The 13,206-nt window shown below is 72.2% G+C and carries 17 protein-coding genes; 6 read left to right on the top strand and 11 right to left on the bottom strand.

Features of this window, described 5'->3' with window-relative positions; translation table 11 throughout:
* Positions 1-268: 268 nt before the first annotated feature.
* Positions 269-1,288: an NADPH-dependent curcumin/dihydrocurcumin reductase gene (curA, locus tag F0L46_RS16920; RefSeq protein ID WP_149819687.1), complete on the top strand. Its 1,020-nt coding sequence runs from the start codon at positions 269-271 to the stop codon at positions 1,286-1,288.
* Positions 1,289-1,352: 64 nt separating this feature from the next.
* On the opposite strand, the gene F0L46_RS16925 is transcribed toward curA, so the two are convergent.
* The 10 genes from F0L46_RS16925 to ubiE all read right to left on the bottom strand — a co-directional run bounded on the left by F0L46_RS16925 (position 1,353) and on the right by ubiE (position 8,336).
* A complete protein-coding gene (locus F0L46_RS16925) occupies positions 1,353-1,532 on the bottom strand; it encodes a hypothetical protein (protein WP_149819689.1) in 180 nt (59 codons plus the stop codon).
* 9 nt (positions 1,533-1,541) lie between these two features.
* On the bottom strand, positions 1,542-1,787 hold the full coding sequence (locus F0L46_RS16930; RefSeq protein ID WP_149819691.1) for a hypothetical protein: 246 nt from the start codon (positions 1,785-1,787) through the stop codon (positions 1,542-1,544).
* Positions 1,788-1,790: 3 nt separating this feature from the next.
* Complete coding sequence (locus F0L46_RS16935) at positions 1,791-2,171, bottom strand: hypothetical protein (RefSeq protein WP_149819693.1); 381 nt, start codon at positions 2,169-2,171, stop codon at positions 1,791-1,793.
* Positions 2,172-2,440: 269 nt separating this feature from the next.
* A complete protein-coding gene (cysK, locus tag F0L46_RS16940) occupies positions 2,441-3,427 on the bottom strand; it encodes a cysteine synthase A (RefSeq protein WP_149819695.1) in 987 nt (328 codons plus the stop codon).
* A 79-nt stretch (positions 3,428-3,506) separates the two neighbouring features.
* On the bottom strand, positions 3,507-3,959 hold the full coding sequence (locus F0L46_RS16945; protein WP_149819697.1) for an RrF2 family transcriptional regulator: 453 nt from the start codon (positions 3,957-3,959) through the stop codon (positions 3,507-3,509).
* A gap of 31 nt (positions 3,960-3,990) precedes the next feature.
* Complete coding sequence (dut, locus tag F0L46_RS16950) at positions 3,991-4,440, bottom strand: dUTP diphosphatase (protein ID WP_188312015.1); 450 nt, start codon at positions 4,438-4,440, stop codon at positions 3,991-3,993.
* Entirely contained in the window at positions 4,437-5,672 is a 1,236-nt protein-coding gene (gene coaBC / locus F0L46_RS16955; protein WP_149819699.1) for a bifunctional phosphopantothenoylcysteine decarboxylase/phosphopantothenate--cysteine ligase CoaBC, read from the bottom strand. Before coaBC ends, dut begins: the two co-directional genes overlap by 4 nt.
* An 8-nt stretch (positions 5,673-5,680) precedes the next feature.
* Positions 5,681-5,902, bottom strand: coding sequence for a type II toxin-antitoxin system Phd/YefM family antitoxin (locus tag F0L46_RS16960; RefSeq protein WP_149819701.1), 222 nt, complete (start codon positions 5,900-5,902; stop codon positions 5,681-5,683).
* A 108-nt stretch (positions 5,903-6,010) separates the two neighbouring features.
* On the bottom strand, positions 6,011-7,576 hold the full coding sequence (ubiB, locus tag F0L46_RS16965; protein WP_149819703.1) for a 2-polyprenylphenol 6-hydroxylase: 1,566 nt from the start codon (positions 7,574-7,576) through the stop codon (positions 6,011-6,013).
* 1 nt (position 7,577) lies between these two features.
* Positions 7,578-8,336, bottom strand: coding sequence for a bifunctional demethylmenaquinone methyltransferase/2-methoxy-6-polyprenyl-1,4-benzoquinol methylase UbiE (gene ubiE, locus F0L46_RS16970; protein ID WP_240540034.1), 759 nt, complete (start codon positions 8,334-8,336; stop codon positions 7,578-7,580).
* A 109-nt stretch (positions 8,337-8,445) separates the two neighbouring features.
* Between ubiE and mutM the strand changes: the two genes are divergently transcribed.
* Positions 8,446-9,321, top strand: coding sequence for a bifunctional DNA-formamidopyrimidine glycosylase/DNA-(apurinic or apyrimidinic site) lyase (mutM, locus tag F0L46_RS16975; protein ID WP_149819707.1), 876 nt, complete (start codon positions 8,446-8,448; stop codon positions 9,319-9,321).
* A 182-nt stretch (positions 9,322-9,503) separates the two neighbouring features.
* On the opposite strand, the gene F0L46_RS16980 is transcribed toward mutM, so the two are convergent.
* Positions 9,504-10,004 (bottom strand): universal stress protein, encoded by a 501-nt coding sequence (locus F0L46_RS16980; protein WP_149819709.1) that lies wholly within the window; start codon positions 10,002-10,004, stop codon positions 9,504-9,506.
* Between the two features lie 131 nt (positions 10,005-10,135).
* Between F0L46_RS16980 and purE the strand changes: the two genes are divergently transcribed.
* The 4 genes from purE to F0L46_RS16995 all read left to right on the top strand — a co-directional run bounded on the left by purE (position 10,136) and on the right by F0L46_RS16995 (position 13,196).
* Positions 10,136-10,636: a 5-(carboxyamino)imidazole ribonucleotide mutase gene (gene purE, locus F0L46_RS26905; protein WP_240540035.1), complete on the top strand. Its 501-nt coding sequence runs from the start codon at positions 10,136-10,138 to the stop codon at positions 10,634-10,636.
* A complete protein-coding gene (locus tag F0L46_RS26910) occupies positions 10,633-11,709 on the top strand; it encodes a 5-(carboxyamino)imidazole ribonucleotide synthase (protein WP_276315596.1) in 1,077 nt (358 codons plus the stop codon). The genes purE and F0L46_RS26910 overlap by 4 nt, the downstream gene beginning before the upstream one ends.
* Before the next feature lie 218 nt (positions 11,710-11,927).
* Positions 11,928-12,158, top strand: coding sequence for a 30S ribosomal protein S21 (gene rpsU, locus F0L46_RS16990; RefSeq protein ID WP_149819713.1), 231 nt, complete (start codon positions 11,928-11,930; stop codon positions 12,156-12,158).
* 159 nt (positions 12,159-12,317) lie between these two features.
* Positions 12,318-13,196 carry a tetratricopeptide repeat protein gene (locus tag F0L46_RS16995; RefSeq protein ID WP_149819715.1) on the top strand — a complete coding sequence of 293 codons (879 nt, stop codon included), beginning with the start codon at positions 12,318-12,320 and terminating at the stop codon, positions 13,194-13,196.
* The last annotated feature ends 10 nt before the right edge of the window (positions 13,197-13,206 follow it).

Here is a 13,206-nt window from a genome sequence, read left to right on the forward strand (position 1 = left end):
CCCCCCCCCTTGCGGGGAGGGGCCGGGAGTGGGGGTGACGGCTGTGCCGTGTCCGGAGAGGTCGCTGCGCGAACGGTTGTGGACTTTTCTGCTCCGCCTCCGCCGTCACCCCCCCCCCCAGCCCTCCCCCGCAAAGGGGGAGGGAGCACTGCGGCGCTTGCCGTCCTGATGAGCGCGCCTCCCGAGCGGTGCGCCCAAGCCCCCGACCCGCGTTGACGCAGCGGCACGGCCTGTCGATCATGCCCGGCCACGCAGCCTGGAGCGCCCCATGCCCGAGACGAACCGCCGAATCGTTCTCGCCTCCCGCCCCGAGGGCGAGCCACGCCCCGAAAACTTCCGGGCCGAGACCGCGCCCGTCGACGCGCCTGGCCCCGGTCAGGTGCTGGTCCGGGTCCAATGGCTGTCCCTCGATCCCTACATGCGCGGGCGCATGAGCGCGGCGCGTTCCTACGTGAAACCCGTCGGCATCGGCGAGGTGATGGCGGGCGGCGGGGTCGGCGAGGTGCTGGCCTCGAACGCGCCGGGGCTGGCGCCAGGCGACATCGTGATGGGCTATTTCGGCTGGCAGACCCACGCGATGGCGGACGCCGCGGGCTTGCGCAAGCTCGACCCCGCCGAGGCGCCGGTCCAGACCGCGCTGGGCATCCTCGGCATGCCGGGCATGACCGCCTGGACGGGCCTGCACAATATCGGGCAGCCGAAGCCCGGCGAGACCGTCGTGGTCGCGGCCGCCGCCGGGCCCGTGGGGTCGCTCGTGGGCCAGATCGCCCGGCTCCGCGGCTGCCGGGCGGTGGGCATCGCGGGCGGGGCGGAGAAGGGCCGCTACCTCGTGGACGAGCTCGGCTTCGACGCCGCGGTCGACCACCGCGATCCCGACATGGCCGGAAAGCTCGCGGCGGCCTGCCCGAAGGGGATCGACGTCTATTTCGAGAATGTCGGCGGGACGGTGTGGGACGCGGTGCTGCCGCTCCTCAACGATTTCGCCCGGGTGCCCGTCTGCGGCCTGGTGGCAGCCTACAACATGACCGAGCTGCCGCCTGGCCCCGACCGGACGCCGGCCCTGATGCGCGCGATCCTCGTGCGCCGCCTGACCTTGCGCGGCTTCATCGTCTGGGACTTCAACGCGCAGGAGGAGGCGTTCCGCCAGGAGGTCGGCGCCTGGCTGCGCGAAGGCCGGGTCAAGCACCGCGAGGACGTGACGGAGGGCTTGGAGAACGCGCCCGAGGCGCTGATCGGTCTCCTCAAGGGGCGCAATTTCGGCAAGGCCCTGGTGCGGGTGGCGCGCTAGGGGATCGCACGCGCCTCCCCGGCCGGACCTCCCTTGGCCGAGCCGGGGAGGGTAGAACCCGCCTTTACCCCTCCGCCTTGTCCGGCTGCCCCGTCTTTGCGCCGGACCCCATCGGATCGGTGGAGTCCTCGCCCTCGGGGCCATCGCCCGTGCGCCCCTGCGGGGTGAGACGGGGGGCGGCGATGTCGTCCTCGGTCGCCTGCGACTTCGGCGTCTTGCCGTCCTTCGAAGGGGCTTGGGTCATGGGGGCTCCTCAGCTGCTGGTGTTGTCGATGTCGCCTGCGGCGCCCGGCTCCTGCAGGACGCCGGTGCCCGGGGTCGAGTCCGGGTTCACGAGGTCGGGGCGGTCGTGGGGGCCGGCCGGGGGCAGCTCGTCGGAGGGTTTCGGGGCCGTGCCCCGGCGCTCGGCCTCGCGTACGCTCTTCGACCCGGGCAGCGGGTCGTTGGCCGGATCGCCCTCCAGCGGCCCGCGGCGGCCCGGATGGTTCTCCTCGGGCATCGGTCAGGCCCCCTTGTCGGGCGCGTCGTCGCGTCCCGCCTGGCCCGCGCTGCCGCGATCGGGCTGGCCCAAGGTCTCGGGGGCGTCGTGGGGCCGCTCCTCCTTCGGGGACAGGCTCGCGTCGCTCAGGTGGCGGGTGGTCTCGGGCGTCTCGGCGGCGGTGAGCTCGCCGTGATCGTCGGCCTTGCCACCGGCGCCGATCATCGCGTTGCGCAGGTTATAGGCCTCGCCGCCGGGATCGCTCCAGATCCGGCGCATGGTGGCGTTGGCCTCGGGGCCCTCGTCCACCCCGTCCGCGTGGGTGTTCTCGCTCGAGCGCTGGCGGTTGCGGATCTCGGCCGCATCCATGTCCCGCAGGGACGGGCGCTTGTCGTCGGTCGCCATGGCGTCCTCCTATCTCGTAGGAGGGAGAACCATGGGGCCGGGGAAGGGTTGCACGGCCCGCCTCGGGGCGATCGGCCCCGGGAGGAGGTGCGCTGCTCCCCTCCCCCTTGCGGGGAGGGGTTGGGGTGGGGGTGACGGCGGTGTCGGAGCAGAACAGGGCGCACCCGTTCGGAGTGCGACCTCTCCGGATAGGACACCGCCGTCACCCCCCNNCCCCAGCCCTCCCCCGCAAGGGGGGAGGGAGCACCGCGGCGCTCACGGATTGAGCGTCACAGCCCCTCGAACAGGGCGCTAGAGATGTAGCGCTCGGCGAAGGAGCAGGCGAAGGTGACGATGCGCTTGCCCTGCATCTCGGGCCGCGCGCCGATCTCGAGCGCCGCCGCCACGTTGGCGCCCGTCGAGATGCCGCCGGGGATGCCCTCGAGGCGCGCGAGCGCGCGGGCGGTGTCGAAGGCGGTCTGGTTGCCGACCGTCACTACCTCGTCGATCACCGAGCGGTCGAGAACGTCGGGCACGAACCCTGCGCCGATGCCCTGGATCTTGTGCGGGCCGGGCTGGCCGCCCGACAGGACCGGCGAGTCCTCGGGCTCCACCGCCACCACGTGGATCCCGGGCTTGCGGCTTTTCAGCACGCTGCCGCAGCCCGTGATGGTGCCGCCGGTGCCCACCGCCGAGACGAGGACGTCGATGTCGCCGCCGGTATCGTTCCAGATCTCCTCCGCCGTGGTGCGGCGGTGGATCTCGGGGTTGGCAGGGTTCTGGAACTGCTGCGGGATGACGGAGCCCGCGATCTCGCGGTTGAGCTCCTCGGCCTTGGCCACCGCGCCCTTCATCCCCATGGGGCCGGGGGTGAGGACGAGCTCGGCGCCCAGGAACGCGAGCATCTTGCGGCGCTCCAGCGACATGGTCTCGGGCATGACGAGGATGAGGCGGTAGCCCCGCTCCGCCGCCACGAAGGCGAGGGCGATGCCCGTGTTGCCCGAGGTGGGCTCGATGAGGGTGTCACCGGGCTTGATGCGGCCGCTCGTCTCCAGCGCCTCGATCATGTTGACGCCGATGCGGTCCTTCACGCTCGCGATGGGGTTGAAGAACTCCAGCTTCAGCAGGATCTCGGCCCCGACGCCACGCTCCTTCGGCAGCCGGTTGAGGCGCACGAGCGGGGTGTCGCCGATGGTCTGGCTGATCGCGTCGTAGACGCGGCCGCGGCCGGGCGTCCCGGCGGGCTGCGCGACCGGCTTGCGAAGGGGTTCGGCCATGTTGGTCTCCGAAGGTGACGTCCGCAGGGGCTTAGCAAATTCCACGTACGAAGTCGACCTGACGCATTATTTCACATCCTTAGATCGCGAAATCCAGCGTCCGGTCGTCTCCGCCGAGAGCGGCGTTGCGCTCCGCCTTCCGGCACAGGTCGTCGATGGTGATCGCGTCGAGCTGGGCGAGAAAGGCCTCCGAGGCCGTCTTCACCGCGGGGCCCACCACGTCGTCCACGAGGCGGCTGTCGGGCATGGGCGGCAGGCCGTCCTCGCCGGTCACGGTCATGGCGGCGCGCACCACGTCGCCCGCCGTGACGCGCCGGCGCTCGCGGGCGAGCTCGTAGCCGCCGCGGGGGCCGCGCACGCCCTTCAGGATGCCGTGGCGCACGAGGGCCTGGAGCACGGTTTCCAGGTGGCGCGGGGGCAGGTTGTGCCGCTCGGCCAAGATCTTGGCGGCCACGGGCAGGGGTCTGGCGTGGAGAGCGATGTCGACCACGGCGGCGATCGACAGCAGGCTGCGGCGCGACAGAAGAATCATGGTGCAAGCCCCTCGTTTTCGGCCAGGCGCGTCAGACGCCCGTCGATCCGAAGCCGCCCGCGCCGCGCTCCGTGGCGCCGAGGTCCTCCGTCTCGACGAGCCTTGCCCCGACCACCGGGGCGACGACGAGCTGCGCGATCCTCATGCCTCGGGTGATCGTGAACGGATCGCTCCCGAGATTGACGAGGAGGACCTGCACCTCGCCGCGGTAATCCGCATCGATCGTCCCTGGCGCGTTGAGCACGGTGATCCCGTGCCGAGCCGCCAGCCCCGATCGCGGACGAACCTGAGCCTCGTATTGCGAAGGTAGGTGGAGCGCAAATCCCGTGGGGACAAGGGTCCGCGCCAATTTTTCCAGGACGATCGTGCTGTTTTTCGGAATCGCTGCCAGAAGATCGAGGCCCGCCGCGCCTGACGTTGCGTAAGCGGGAAGCGGAAGATCGAGAGCGTGGGGGAGGCGGCGGACGGGGATGTCGATCATGAGCGGTCGACCAGCTCGGCTAGACGCTCGACGAGGCGGCGCGCCACCTCGTCCTTGTCCAGCGTCGGCCAGCTCTCGACGCCGTCCGCCGTCACGAGATGCACGCTGTTGCGGGCGCCCCCCATGACGCCGCTGCCCGGGGAGACGTCGTTGGCGACGATGAGGTCGCAGCCCTTGCGGGCGAGCTTCGCCCTCGCATGCTCGACCACCCGCTCCGTCTCGGCCGCGAAGCCCACCACGAGGGGCGGACGCCGGCCGTGACCCCGGGCGATCGTGGCGAGGATGTCGGGGTTCTCGACGAGGCTTAAAGGGGCCGGAGCGGAGCCGTCCTTCTTGATCTTCTGCTCCGCCTCGCCCACCGGGCGCCAGTCGGCCACGGCGGCGGCGAAGATCCCGATGTCGGCGGGCAGCGCCGCCTCCACCGCCGCGAGCATCTCGCGGGCGGTCTCGATGTGGACCACGTGGACGCCCGGCGGGTCTGGCAGGGCCACTGGGCCGCTCACCAGGGTCACCCGCGCGCCGGCGCGACGGGCGGCGGCCGCGATGGCATGGCCCTGCCGGCCGGACGAGCGGTTCGCGACATAGCGCACGGGGTCGATGGGCTCGTGGGTCGGCCCCGAGGTCACGAGGACGTGGCGCCCGCGCAAGGCGCCGTCCGGCGCCACGGGGAGCGGGATGAGGGTGTCGCCCTCCAGCATGGCCTCGATCGCCGCCACGATCTCGAGGGGCTCGGCGAGGCGCCCGGGGCCGAACTCGCCGCAAGCCATGGCGCCGTCGGCGGGACCCACGAAGGCGACCCCGTCCGCCTTGAGCTGCGCCACGTTGCGCTGGGTCGCCGGGTGCAGCCACATGCGCACGTTCATGGCGGGCGCCACGAGCACCCGCTTGTCGGTCGCGAGCAGGGCCGTCGAGGCGAGGTCGGCGGCGTGGCCGTGGGCCATGCGGGCCAGGAGGTCGGCGGTGGCCGGGGCCACGACGAGGAGGTCGGCGTCGCGGGAGAGCTCGATATGCCCCATCTCGGCCTCGTCGGTGAGCGAGAACAGGTCGGAATAGACCTTGTCCCCCGACAGGCCTCCCACCGAGAGCGGGGTGACGAACTGCTCGCCCGAGCGCGTCAGGATGCAGCGCACGGAGGCGCCGCGCTCCCGCAAGCGCCGGATGAGGTCGAGCGCCTTGAAGGCCGCGATGCCGCCGCCGATGACGAGGAGGATGCGTTTGGCCTGAAGGGACATGGCGGTGACTACTCGGACTGGGATGGGGCCGGACGTGACGGTCGTGCCGTCCGGTCGATGGGGCTTGCGCTCGCCTTGCGGGAGGCCTGGGCGGACTGGAACTCGCCCTCTGACACCATGATCACGACCCGTCCGTCCCGGGTGACGATCCGCTGCTGCCCGCCGCTCAAGGCCGCGTCCATGATCCGATCGGGGTCAGCCTCGGCCTCGCTGAATGACCACGCCCGCATGCCGCCTCCGACCGCTCGCCCGGGCCCGACCTCGCCGGGTCCCCAAGGCAAGTCTTACCCCGTCCAGGTCCGCCGACGAAATCCCCTTCGCATGGAGCGATCGCGCAGTCAGCCGAACAGCGCCGTGTAGAGGAGCGACAGGGCGATGATCCAGATCGCGAGCTCGGTGAGGACCCCGCGCCGGGTCGCGGCGTCGCCCGCCCGCTCGATGGCCTCTGGCGCGACGCCCACGCCACGGTCGGCGATGCGCTCCAGCTTCTCCAGCAGCCGCTCGCCCCGCTGCGCCATCTCCGGCAGGTCCGCGATGACGCCCGCGAGCGTCCACAGGCCCCGGCCCGCGTCCTCGACCCGGCCGATCGGCCCGAGATTGCGCTCGATCCAGGCCCGCACCACGGGCTCGGAGGTGGACCACATGTCGAGATGGGGATCGAGGCCCCGGGCGACGCCCTCCACCACCACCATGGTCTTCTGGAGCATCACGAGCTCGGTGCGCGTGCGCATGTCGAACAGGGCCGTCACCTCGAACAGGAGGGTGAGCACGCGGGCCATGGAGATCTCGTCGGCGCGGCGCTGGTGGATCGGCTCGCCGATTGCGCGGATGGCCTGGGCGAAATCGTCGACGGAATGGTGCGGCGGCACGTAGCCCGCCTCGAAATGAACCTGCGCGACGCGGCGGTAGTCCCGGCGGATGAAGCCGATGAGGATCTCGGCGAGGAACCGGCGTTCCTTCATGCCGAGCCGCCCCGCGATGCCGAAATCCACCGCCACGAGGCGGCCCCCGGCGTCGACGAACAGGTTTCCGGGATGCATGTCGGCGTGGAAGAAGCCGTCCCGGATCGCGTGGCGCAGGAAGGACTGGATCACGGTCCGCGACAGGGCGACCCGGTCGAGGCCGGCCGCGTCGATGGCCTCCGAGCGGTTGAGCTTGATTCCGTCGATCCATTCCGAGGTGAGGACGCCGCGGGAGGTGAGATCCCATTCGAGGGTCGGGACCCGGAAATCGGCGTCCTCCTTCGTGTTCTCGGCGAATTCCGACATGGCGGCCGCCTCCAGCCGCAGGTCCATCTCCATGGTGACCGAGCGCGCGAGGGTCTCGACCACTTCCACGAGGCGCAGGCGCCGGGTGTCGGGTACCAGGCGCTCGGCGGTGCGGGCGGCGAAGCGCATGGCCTGGAGGTCGCGGTTGAAGCGCCCTCGCACCCCCGGCCGCACCACCTTCACGGCCACCTCCCGCTCGCCCTCGGGCGTGCGGATCGTGGCGCGGTGCACCTGCGCGATCGAGGCGGCGGCGACGGGCTCGCCGAAGACGGCGAAGAGCTCCCTCACGGGCCGCCCGAGCTCGGCCTCGATCACACGGATGGCCTCGTCCTGGGGGAAGGGCGCCATGCGGTCCTGAAGGCTCTCCAGGTCGCGCGCGGCGGCCATGCCGATGAGGTCGGGCCGGGTCGCCAGGAACTGGCCGAACTTCACGTAGGACGGCCCGAGCCGGGTCAGGGCGGCGGCGAGGCGCCCCTCGCGGTTCGCCCCCGGGCGCTCCACGACCCGCGCCAGCCGCAGCAGGACGCGCCCCGACGGGGGCAGGGCGGTCGGGTCGACGAGGGAGAGGGCGCCCTCGCGGGCCAGCACGAAGCCCGCCCGCAGGTTGCGGCCAAGATGGACGAGGGCGCCGATCACGTCAGATCTTCCAGGCGGAGTGCAGGGCCACCACGCCCCCGGTCATGGGCCGGTGGGTCACGCGCCGGAAGCCCGCCTCCTCGATCATCCGGGCGAAGGCGAGCGGCGGAGGAAAGCGGCGGATCGATTCGACCAGGTACTGGTAGGATTCCGCGTCCCCCGTCACCACGCGACCGATGCGGGGGATGACGTTGAAGGAATAGGCGTCGTAGATCCGGTCCATGCCGGGCACGTCCACCTTGGAGAACTCCAGGCACAGGAAGCGCCCGCCCGGGCGGAGCACCCGGTGGGCCTCCTTCAGCGCCAGATCGATGCGGGGCACGTTGCGGATGCCGAAAGCGATCGTGTAGCCGTCATAGCTGCGGTCGGCGAGGGGCAGGCTCTCGGCGTTGGCCTCGACGAAGCTGATCCGGTCGCCGAAGCGCTCCCCCGCCCGCTCGCGCCCGACCTCCAGCATCGACCCGTTGATGTCGAGCACCGTCACCCGGGTCTGGGGCCCGCCCGCCTCCAGTACCCGGAACGCCACGTCCCCCGTGCCGCCCGCGACGTCGAGGTGGCGGAAGGGGCGGGTGCGGGAGGGATTGAGGCTCGTGACGAGCGCGCTCTTCCACGCCCGGTGCAGGCCCGCCGACATGAGGTCGTTCATGAGGTCGTAGCGCCGGGCCACGGAGTGGAACACCGCGTCGACCTTGCCCTGCTTCTCGCCGAGGGGCACGGTGCTCGCGCCGAAATGGGTGGGCTCGTGGGCGTCGCGGGACATCGGGGCCTCCCCTTGGGTCGAAGCGACGCGATCCATAGCGGATGCGCGGGGGCATGGCTATGTGACAGGGGATGCCCTCCGCCCGAGCCCTCAGAGCCCCAGCGTCCGCATGCCCGAACTCCCCGAAGTCGAGACCGTCCGCCGCGGCCTGGAGCCCGCCATGGTGGGGGCGCGGCTCGCCCGCGTGGAGCAGCGCCGGCCGGACCTGCGCTTCCCCTTCCCCGAGCGCTTCGCCGCCCGCCTCACGGGCCGGCGGGTCGAGAGCCTGTCGCGGCGGGCGAAATATCTCGTGGCGGGGCTCGATTCCGGCGAGGCGCTGATCATGCATCTGGGCATGTCCGGGCGTTTTCGCGTGGAAGCGGGGGGAGAGGCGGTGGGGCTCGGCGAGTTCCACTACGAGCATGGGAACGAGAGCGCCCACGACCACGTGGTGTTCCACCTCTCGACCGGCGCCACGGTCACCTACAACGACGCGCGCCGCTTCGGCTTCATGGACCTCGTGCCCGGGAGCGAGCTCGCCGCGTGCCGCCACTTCGCCGGGATGGGGATCGAGCCGCTGGGCAGCGCCCTCTCGGGAGAGGCGATCGCCGGGATGTTCGCGGGCAAGCGCACGCCGCTGAAGGCTGCGCTCCTCGACCAGCGGCTCATCGCGGGCCTGGGCAACATCTATGTCTGCGAGGCCCTGTTCCGCGCGGGGCTGAACCCGGCGGCGCAGGCCGGCACGCTCGCCAGGCCCGACGGTGCGCCCACCCCCGCGGCCGAGCGCCTCGCGGGCGTGATCCGGGACGTTCTCCTGGAGGCGATCGAGGCCGGCGGCTCCACCTTGCGGGACCACGCCCAGACGGACGGATCGCTTGGCTATTTCCAGCACCGCTTCCGGGTCTACGACCGCGAGGGCGAGCCGTGCCAGCACTGCGCCGCGCCCGTTCGGCGCATGGTCCAGTCGGGCCGCTCGACGTTCTATTGCGGCGCCTGCCAGCCCTGAGGGGCTCGCCCAGACGAAGGTGCTTCCCCGACCGACCATCCTCGTCCTGAGGAGCCCACCGCAGGTGGGCCTCGAAGGGCGTTCCAGCGGTCTCCGGACGGCTGTGGGAGCGTGCTGCGTGCTTCGAGACGTCTGCTGACGTAGGCTCCTCAGCATGAGGAGGGGGAGATTAGCCCTGGCGATCAACCCGCGATTGCGTCGATCTCCTCGTCCGTGAGGCTGCCCGGCACGATGATCACGGGCACCGGATAGGTGCTCGCGGCCTTGCCCGCGACGTTCGAGACCAGCGGGCCCGGCCCTTCCTTCCCCGCGCCTGCCGCGAGCACGAGGTAGGACACGTCCGCGTCCTCGTCGATGAGCTTCAGGATCTCCTCCTCCGGCGAGCCGATGCGGGTGACGCGCTCGGGCTCCACGCCCGCCGCCGCCCGGGCCCGCGCCGCCGCGCTCTCCAGCGTCTGCGCCGCCTCGGCCTCGGCTTCCGCCTGCATCACGTCGCCCACCCCGAGCCATTCGAAGGCGTCGGGCGGGTTGATCACGGCGAGCATGGTGAGGATCGCGCCCGTGCGGGCCACGCGCCGGGCCGCGAACCGCGCCGCCCGCTCGCATTCGGGCGTCCCGTCGACGACGACGAGGAATTTCGGGCGGTGGCCGGTCTCGTAGGACCGCCGTCTCGTATGGGGCATGCAGTCTCCGCTGAGGCCTCGGCGCGCGATGCTGGCCCGAAAACCCCTCCGGGAGCAAGCCCGGCCGTGCGGCGGCGCTTGCCGCGGGCGCCCGCCTTCGCTATCCCCGCGGGCGTCGACGGAGATGATCGATGACGGCAGCGACGACACCCGTGGCGATCATCATGGGCAGCCAGTCCGACTGGGCCACCATGCGCCACGCGGCCACGACCCTCGACGCCCTCGGCGTGGGCTACGACGCCCGCATCGTCTCGGCCCATCGCACCCCCGACCGTCTCGTGGGCTTCGCCAAGGGCGCCCGGGCCGCCGGGTTCAAGGTGGTGATCGCGGGCGCGGGCGGGGCCGCGCACCTGCCGGGGATGGCGGCCGCGATGACGCCGCTGCCCGTCTTCGGAGTCCCGGTCCAGTCGCACGCCCTCTCGGGCCAGGACTCGCTCCTCTCGATCGTCCAGATGCCCGCCGGCATCCCCGTGGGCACGCTCGCCATCGGGCGCGCCGGTGCCGTCAACGCCGCGCTTCTCGCCGCCGCGGTGCTCGCCCTCACCGACGAGGCCCTCGCGGAGCGCCTCGACGCCTGGCGGGCGCGCCAGACGGACGCGGTGGCCGAGCGCCCGTCCGAGGATGCCCCGTGATCCGCCCCGGCCAGACCCTCGGGATCCTCGGCGGCGGCCAGCTGGGGCGCATGCTGGCGCTCGCCGCCGCGCGGCTCGGCCTCAAGGTGCACATCTACACCCCCGACGCCGACAGCCCCGCCGCCGTCGTGGCCGGCGCCTGCACCCTCGCCCCCTACGACGACGAGGCGGCGCTCGCGGGGTTCGCGCGGGCGGTCGACGTGGTGACCTTCGAGTTCGAGAGCATCCCGGCGCGCGCCGCCGAGACCGTGGCGGCGGTGGCGAAGCTGCGCCCCAGCGCGCTTGCCCTCGCCACCACGCAGGACCGCCTCGCCGAGAAGGACTTCCTCAACGGCCTGGGGCTGCCCACGGCCCCCTACCGGGCGGTGGATGGGCTTGCCGATCTCGAGGCGGCGCTGGCCGATCTCGGCCGTCCCGCCGTGCTGAAGACCCGCCGCTTCGGCTATGACGGCAAGGGCCAGGCGATGATCCGCCCCGGCACGGACCCCACCGACGCGCTTGCCGCCATCGCCAGCGCCCCCGCGATCCTGGAGGGCTTCGTGCCCTTCGCCCGCGAGGTGTCGGTGGTGGCGGCCCGCGGCGTCGACGGGGCGTTCGCGGCCTACGACCCCTGCCACAACGAGCACCGCGATCATATCCTCGGCGTCACCCGCGTTCCGGCCGGGCTGAGCCCCGCGACCGCGGAGGCGGCCCTCGCCATGGCCCGCGCCATCGCCGACGCCCTCGATTACGTGGGCGTCCTCGCGGTCGAGATGTTCCTCGTCGAGGAGGCCGGCGGCGAGCGCCTCGTGGTGAACGAGATCGCCCCGCGGGTGCACAATTCCGGGCACTGGACCGTCGAGGGCGCCCGCACCTCGCAGTTCGAGCAGCATGTCCGCGCCGTCTGCGGCTGGCCCCTGGGCTCCACCGAGCGGCTCGGGCGCGTCGAGATGACGAACCTCATTGGCGCCGACATCGAGGCCTGGGCCGGGATCCTCGCCGACCCTCACGCGGCGCTCCACCTCTACGGCAAGGCCGAGGCCCGCCCCGGCCGCAAGATGGGGCACGTCACCCGGGTGTTCCCGGAGGGCTGAAGGCGGGTCCAACCAGGCGGCTCCGCCTCGTCGAGAGCCTGCTCGGCGGGGCGTGCGTGCGGGGATGCGGGACCGGGAGCTGCGGCGCGCCAGGCGCAGCCGTATGGACAAGAAAAAACAGGTCTGGTAACGAGCCCGCGCTCAAGGGGAGGCGCGGCTCGAACCGTGCCCCATTGTAGTCGCAAGCCAGGTGCATCATCAACGAAGGACGCAGACGCGTGCAGATTCTTGTCCGGGACAACAACGTCGATCAGGCGCTGCGGGCTCTCAAGAAGAAGCTTCAGCGCGAGGGCGTCTTCCGCGAGATGAAGCTCCGGGACCACTTCGAGAAGCCCTCAGAGCGCAAGGCGCGCGAGCGGGCCGAGGCGGTCCGGCGGGCCCGCAAGCTGGCGCGCAAGGCGCTCCAGCGCGAGGGCTTGCTGCCTGCAAAGCCCAAGCCCGCGCGCTAGGGCCGCGGGCGCGGGGCGCCGTCACATTCAAGCTTCGTCAACCACGATGCTTTACACGTTCGGTCGGCGCCCGTCTGCGAAAGCGGGGCGCCGAGTGCATTTCGGGAACCCGGCACGGCCCCGCTTGAGGGCGGCCCGGGACGGGGAGAAGAGGAACCGATGACCGAGAGATCCATGCTGCGGATCGCGCCCGTCTGCGCCCTCGTGGCCCTGTCGCTCGCCGCCTGCGAGACGGTGAGCCGCGTGACCCCGCCCACCCAGCAGGTCGCGGTGGTCGAGGAGGAGAACAAGGAGGCGAGCGGCGCCAACCTGGCCTCGCTCACCGAGGTGATCCAGCGCAATCCCACGGATCCGAGCGCGGTCAACACCCGCGGCGCGGCCTATGCCCGCATCGGCCGCTACACCGACGCGCTCGCCGACTTCAACAAGGCGATCCAGCTCGACCCGAACTACGCGCCGGCCTACGCCAACCGCGCGCTCGTCATGCGCCAGACCAACAAGAACGACCAGGCGCTCGCCGATTTCAGCCGCGCCATCAGCGCCGACCCGAGCTACACGGCGGCCTATATCGGCCGGGCGAACCTGCAGCGCGTCCAGGGCAACACCGAGGGCGCGCTCGCCGACCTCACCCAGGCGATCCGCCTCAACCCGGAATCGGCGGAGGCCTACCATTCCCGCGGCCTCGTCTACCAGCGCCTGGGCCGCCACCGCGAGGCCATCCTCGATTTCGGCGCCGCCATCGACCGCAACGGCTTCGCGGGCGCGCCTTACGCGGGCCGCGGCCAGAGCCTCGTGGCGACGGGCGAGTTCGACAAGGCGATCGAGGACCTGAACGCGGCGCTCAACGTGGACGCCCGCAACGCCGAGGCCTGGACCTGGCGCGGCGTCGCCTTCGAGCGCTCCAACCGCCGGCCCCAGGCCGCCGAGAGCTATCAGGGCGCCCTCGCCATCGACCCCAACAACGCGGCGGCGCGCCAGGGCCTGTCGCGCGTGCAGGGCGGCGGTGGCGGCGGCGGGCTCGCCTCGGTCTTCCGCTAGGCCCTCCGGC

The sequence above is a fragment of the Salinarimonas soli genome, assembly GCF_008386575.1.
GTDB classification, from domain to species: Bacteria; Pseudomonadota; Alphaproteobacteria; order Rhizobiales; family Beijerinckiaceae; genus Salinarimonas_A; species Salinarimonas_A soli.

Excerpts from the sequence above, each read along its gene's own strand:
- cysK (WP_149819695.1), bottom strand. The coding sequence starts at position 3,427 with ATGGCCGAACCCCTTCGCAAGCCGGTCGCGCAGCCCGCCGGGACGCCC.
- F0L46_RS16935 (WP_149819693.1), bottom strand. The coding sequence starts at position 2,171 with ATGGCGACCGACGACAAGCGCCCGTCCCTGCGGGACATGGATGCGGCC.
- dut (WP_188312015.1), bottom strand. The coding sequence starts at position 4,440 with ATGATCGACATCCCCGTCCGCCGCCTCCCCCACGCTCTCGATCTTCCG.
- F0L46_RS16960 (WP_149819701.1), bottom strand. The coding sequence starts at position 5,902 with ATGCGGGCGTGGTCATTCAGCGAGGCCGAGGCTGACCCCGATCGGATC.
- F0L46_RS16930 (WP_149819691.1), bottom strand. The coding sequence starts at position 1,787 with ATGCCCGAGGAGAACCATCCGGGCCGCCGCGGGCCGCTGGAGGGCGAT.
- ubiE (WP_240540034.1), bottom strand. The coding sequence starts at position 8,336 with ATGTCCCGCGACGCCCACGAGCCCACCCATTTCGGCGCGAGCACCGTG.
- F0L46_RS16945 (WP_149819697.1), bottom strand. The coding sequence starts at position 3,959 with ATGATTCTTCTGTCGCGCCGCAGCCTGCTGTCGATCGCCGCCGTGGTC.
- F0L46_RS16980 (WP_149819709.1), bottom strand. The coding sequence starts at position 10,004 with ATGCCCCATACGAGACGGCGGTCCTACGAGACCGGCCACCGCCCGAAA.
- curA (WP_149819687.1), top strand. The coding sequence starts at position 269 with ATGCCCGAGACGAACCGCCGAATCGTTCTCGCCTCCCGCCCCGAGGGC.
- coaBC (WP_149819699.1), bottom strand. The coding sequence starts at position 5,672 with ATGTCCCTTCAGGCCAAACGCATCCTCCTCGTCATCGGCGGCGGCATC.
- purE (WP_240540035.1), top strand. The coding sequence starts at position 10,136 with ATGACGGCAGCGACGACACCCGTGGCGATCATCATGGGCAGCCAGTCC.
- F0L46_RS16995 (WP_149819715.1), top strand. The coding sequence starts at position 12,318 with ATGACCGAGAGATCCATGCTGCGGATCGCGCCCGTCTGCGCCCTCGTG.
- mutM (WP_149819707.1), top strand. The coding sequence starts at position 8,446 with ATGCCCGAACTCCCCGAAGTCGAGACCGTCCGCCGCGGCCTGGAGCCC.
- F0L46_RS16925 (WP_149819689.1), bottom strand. The coding sequence starts at position 1,532 with ATGACCCAAGCCCCTTCGAAGGACGGCAAGACGCCGAAGTCGCAGGCG.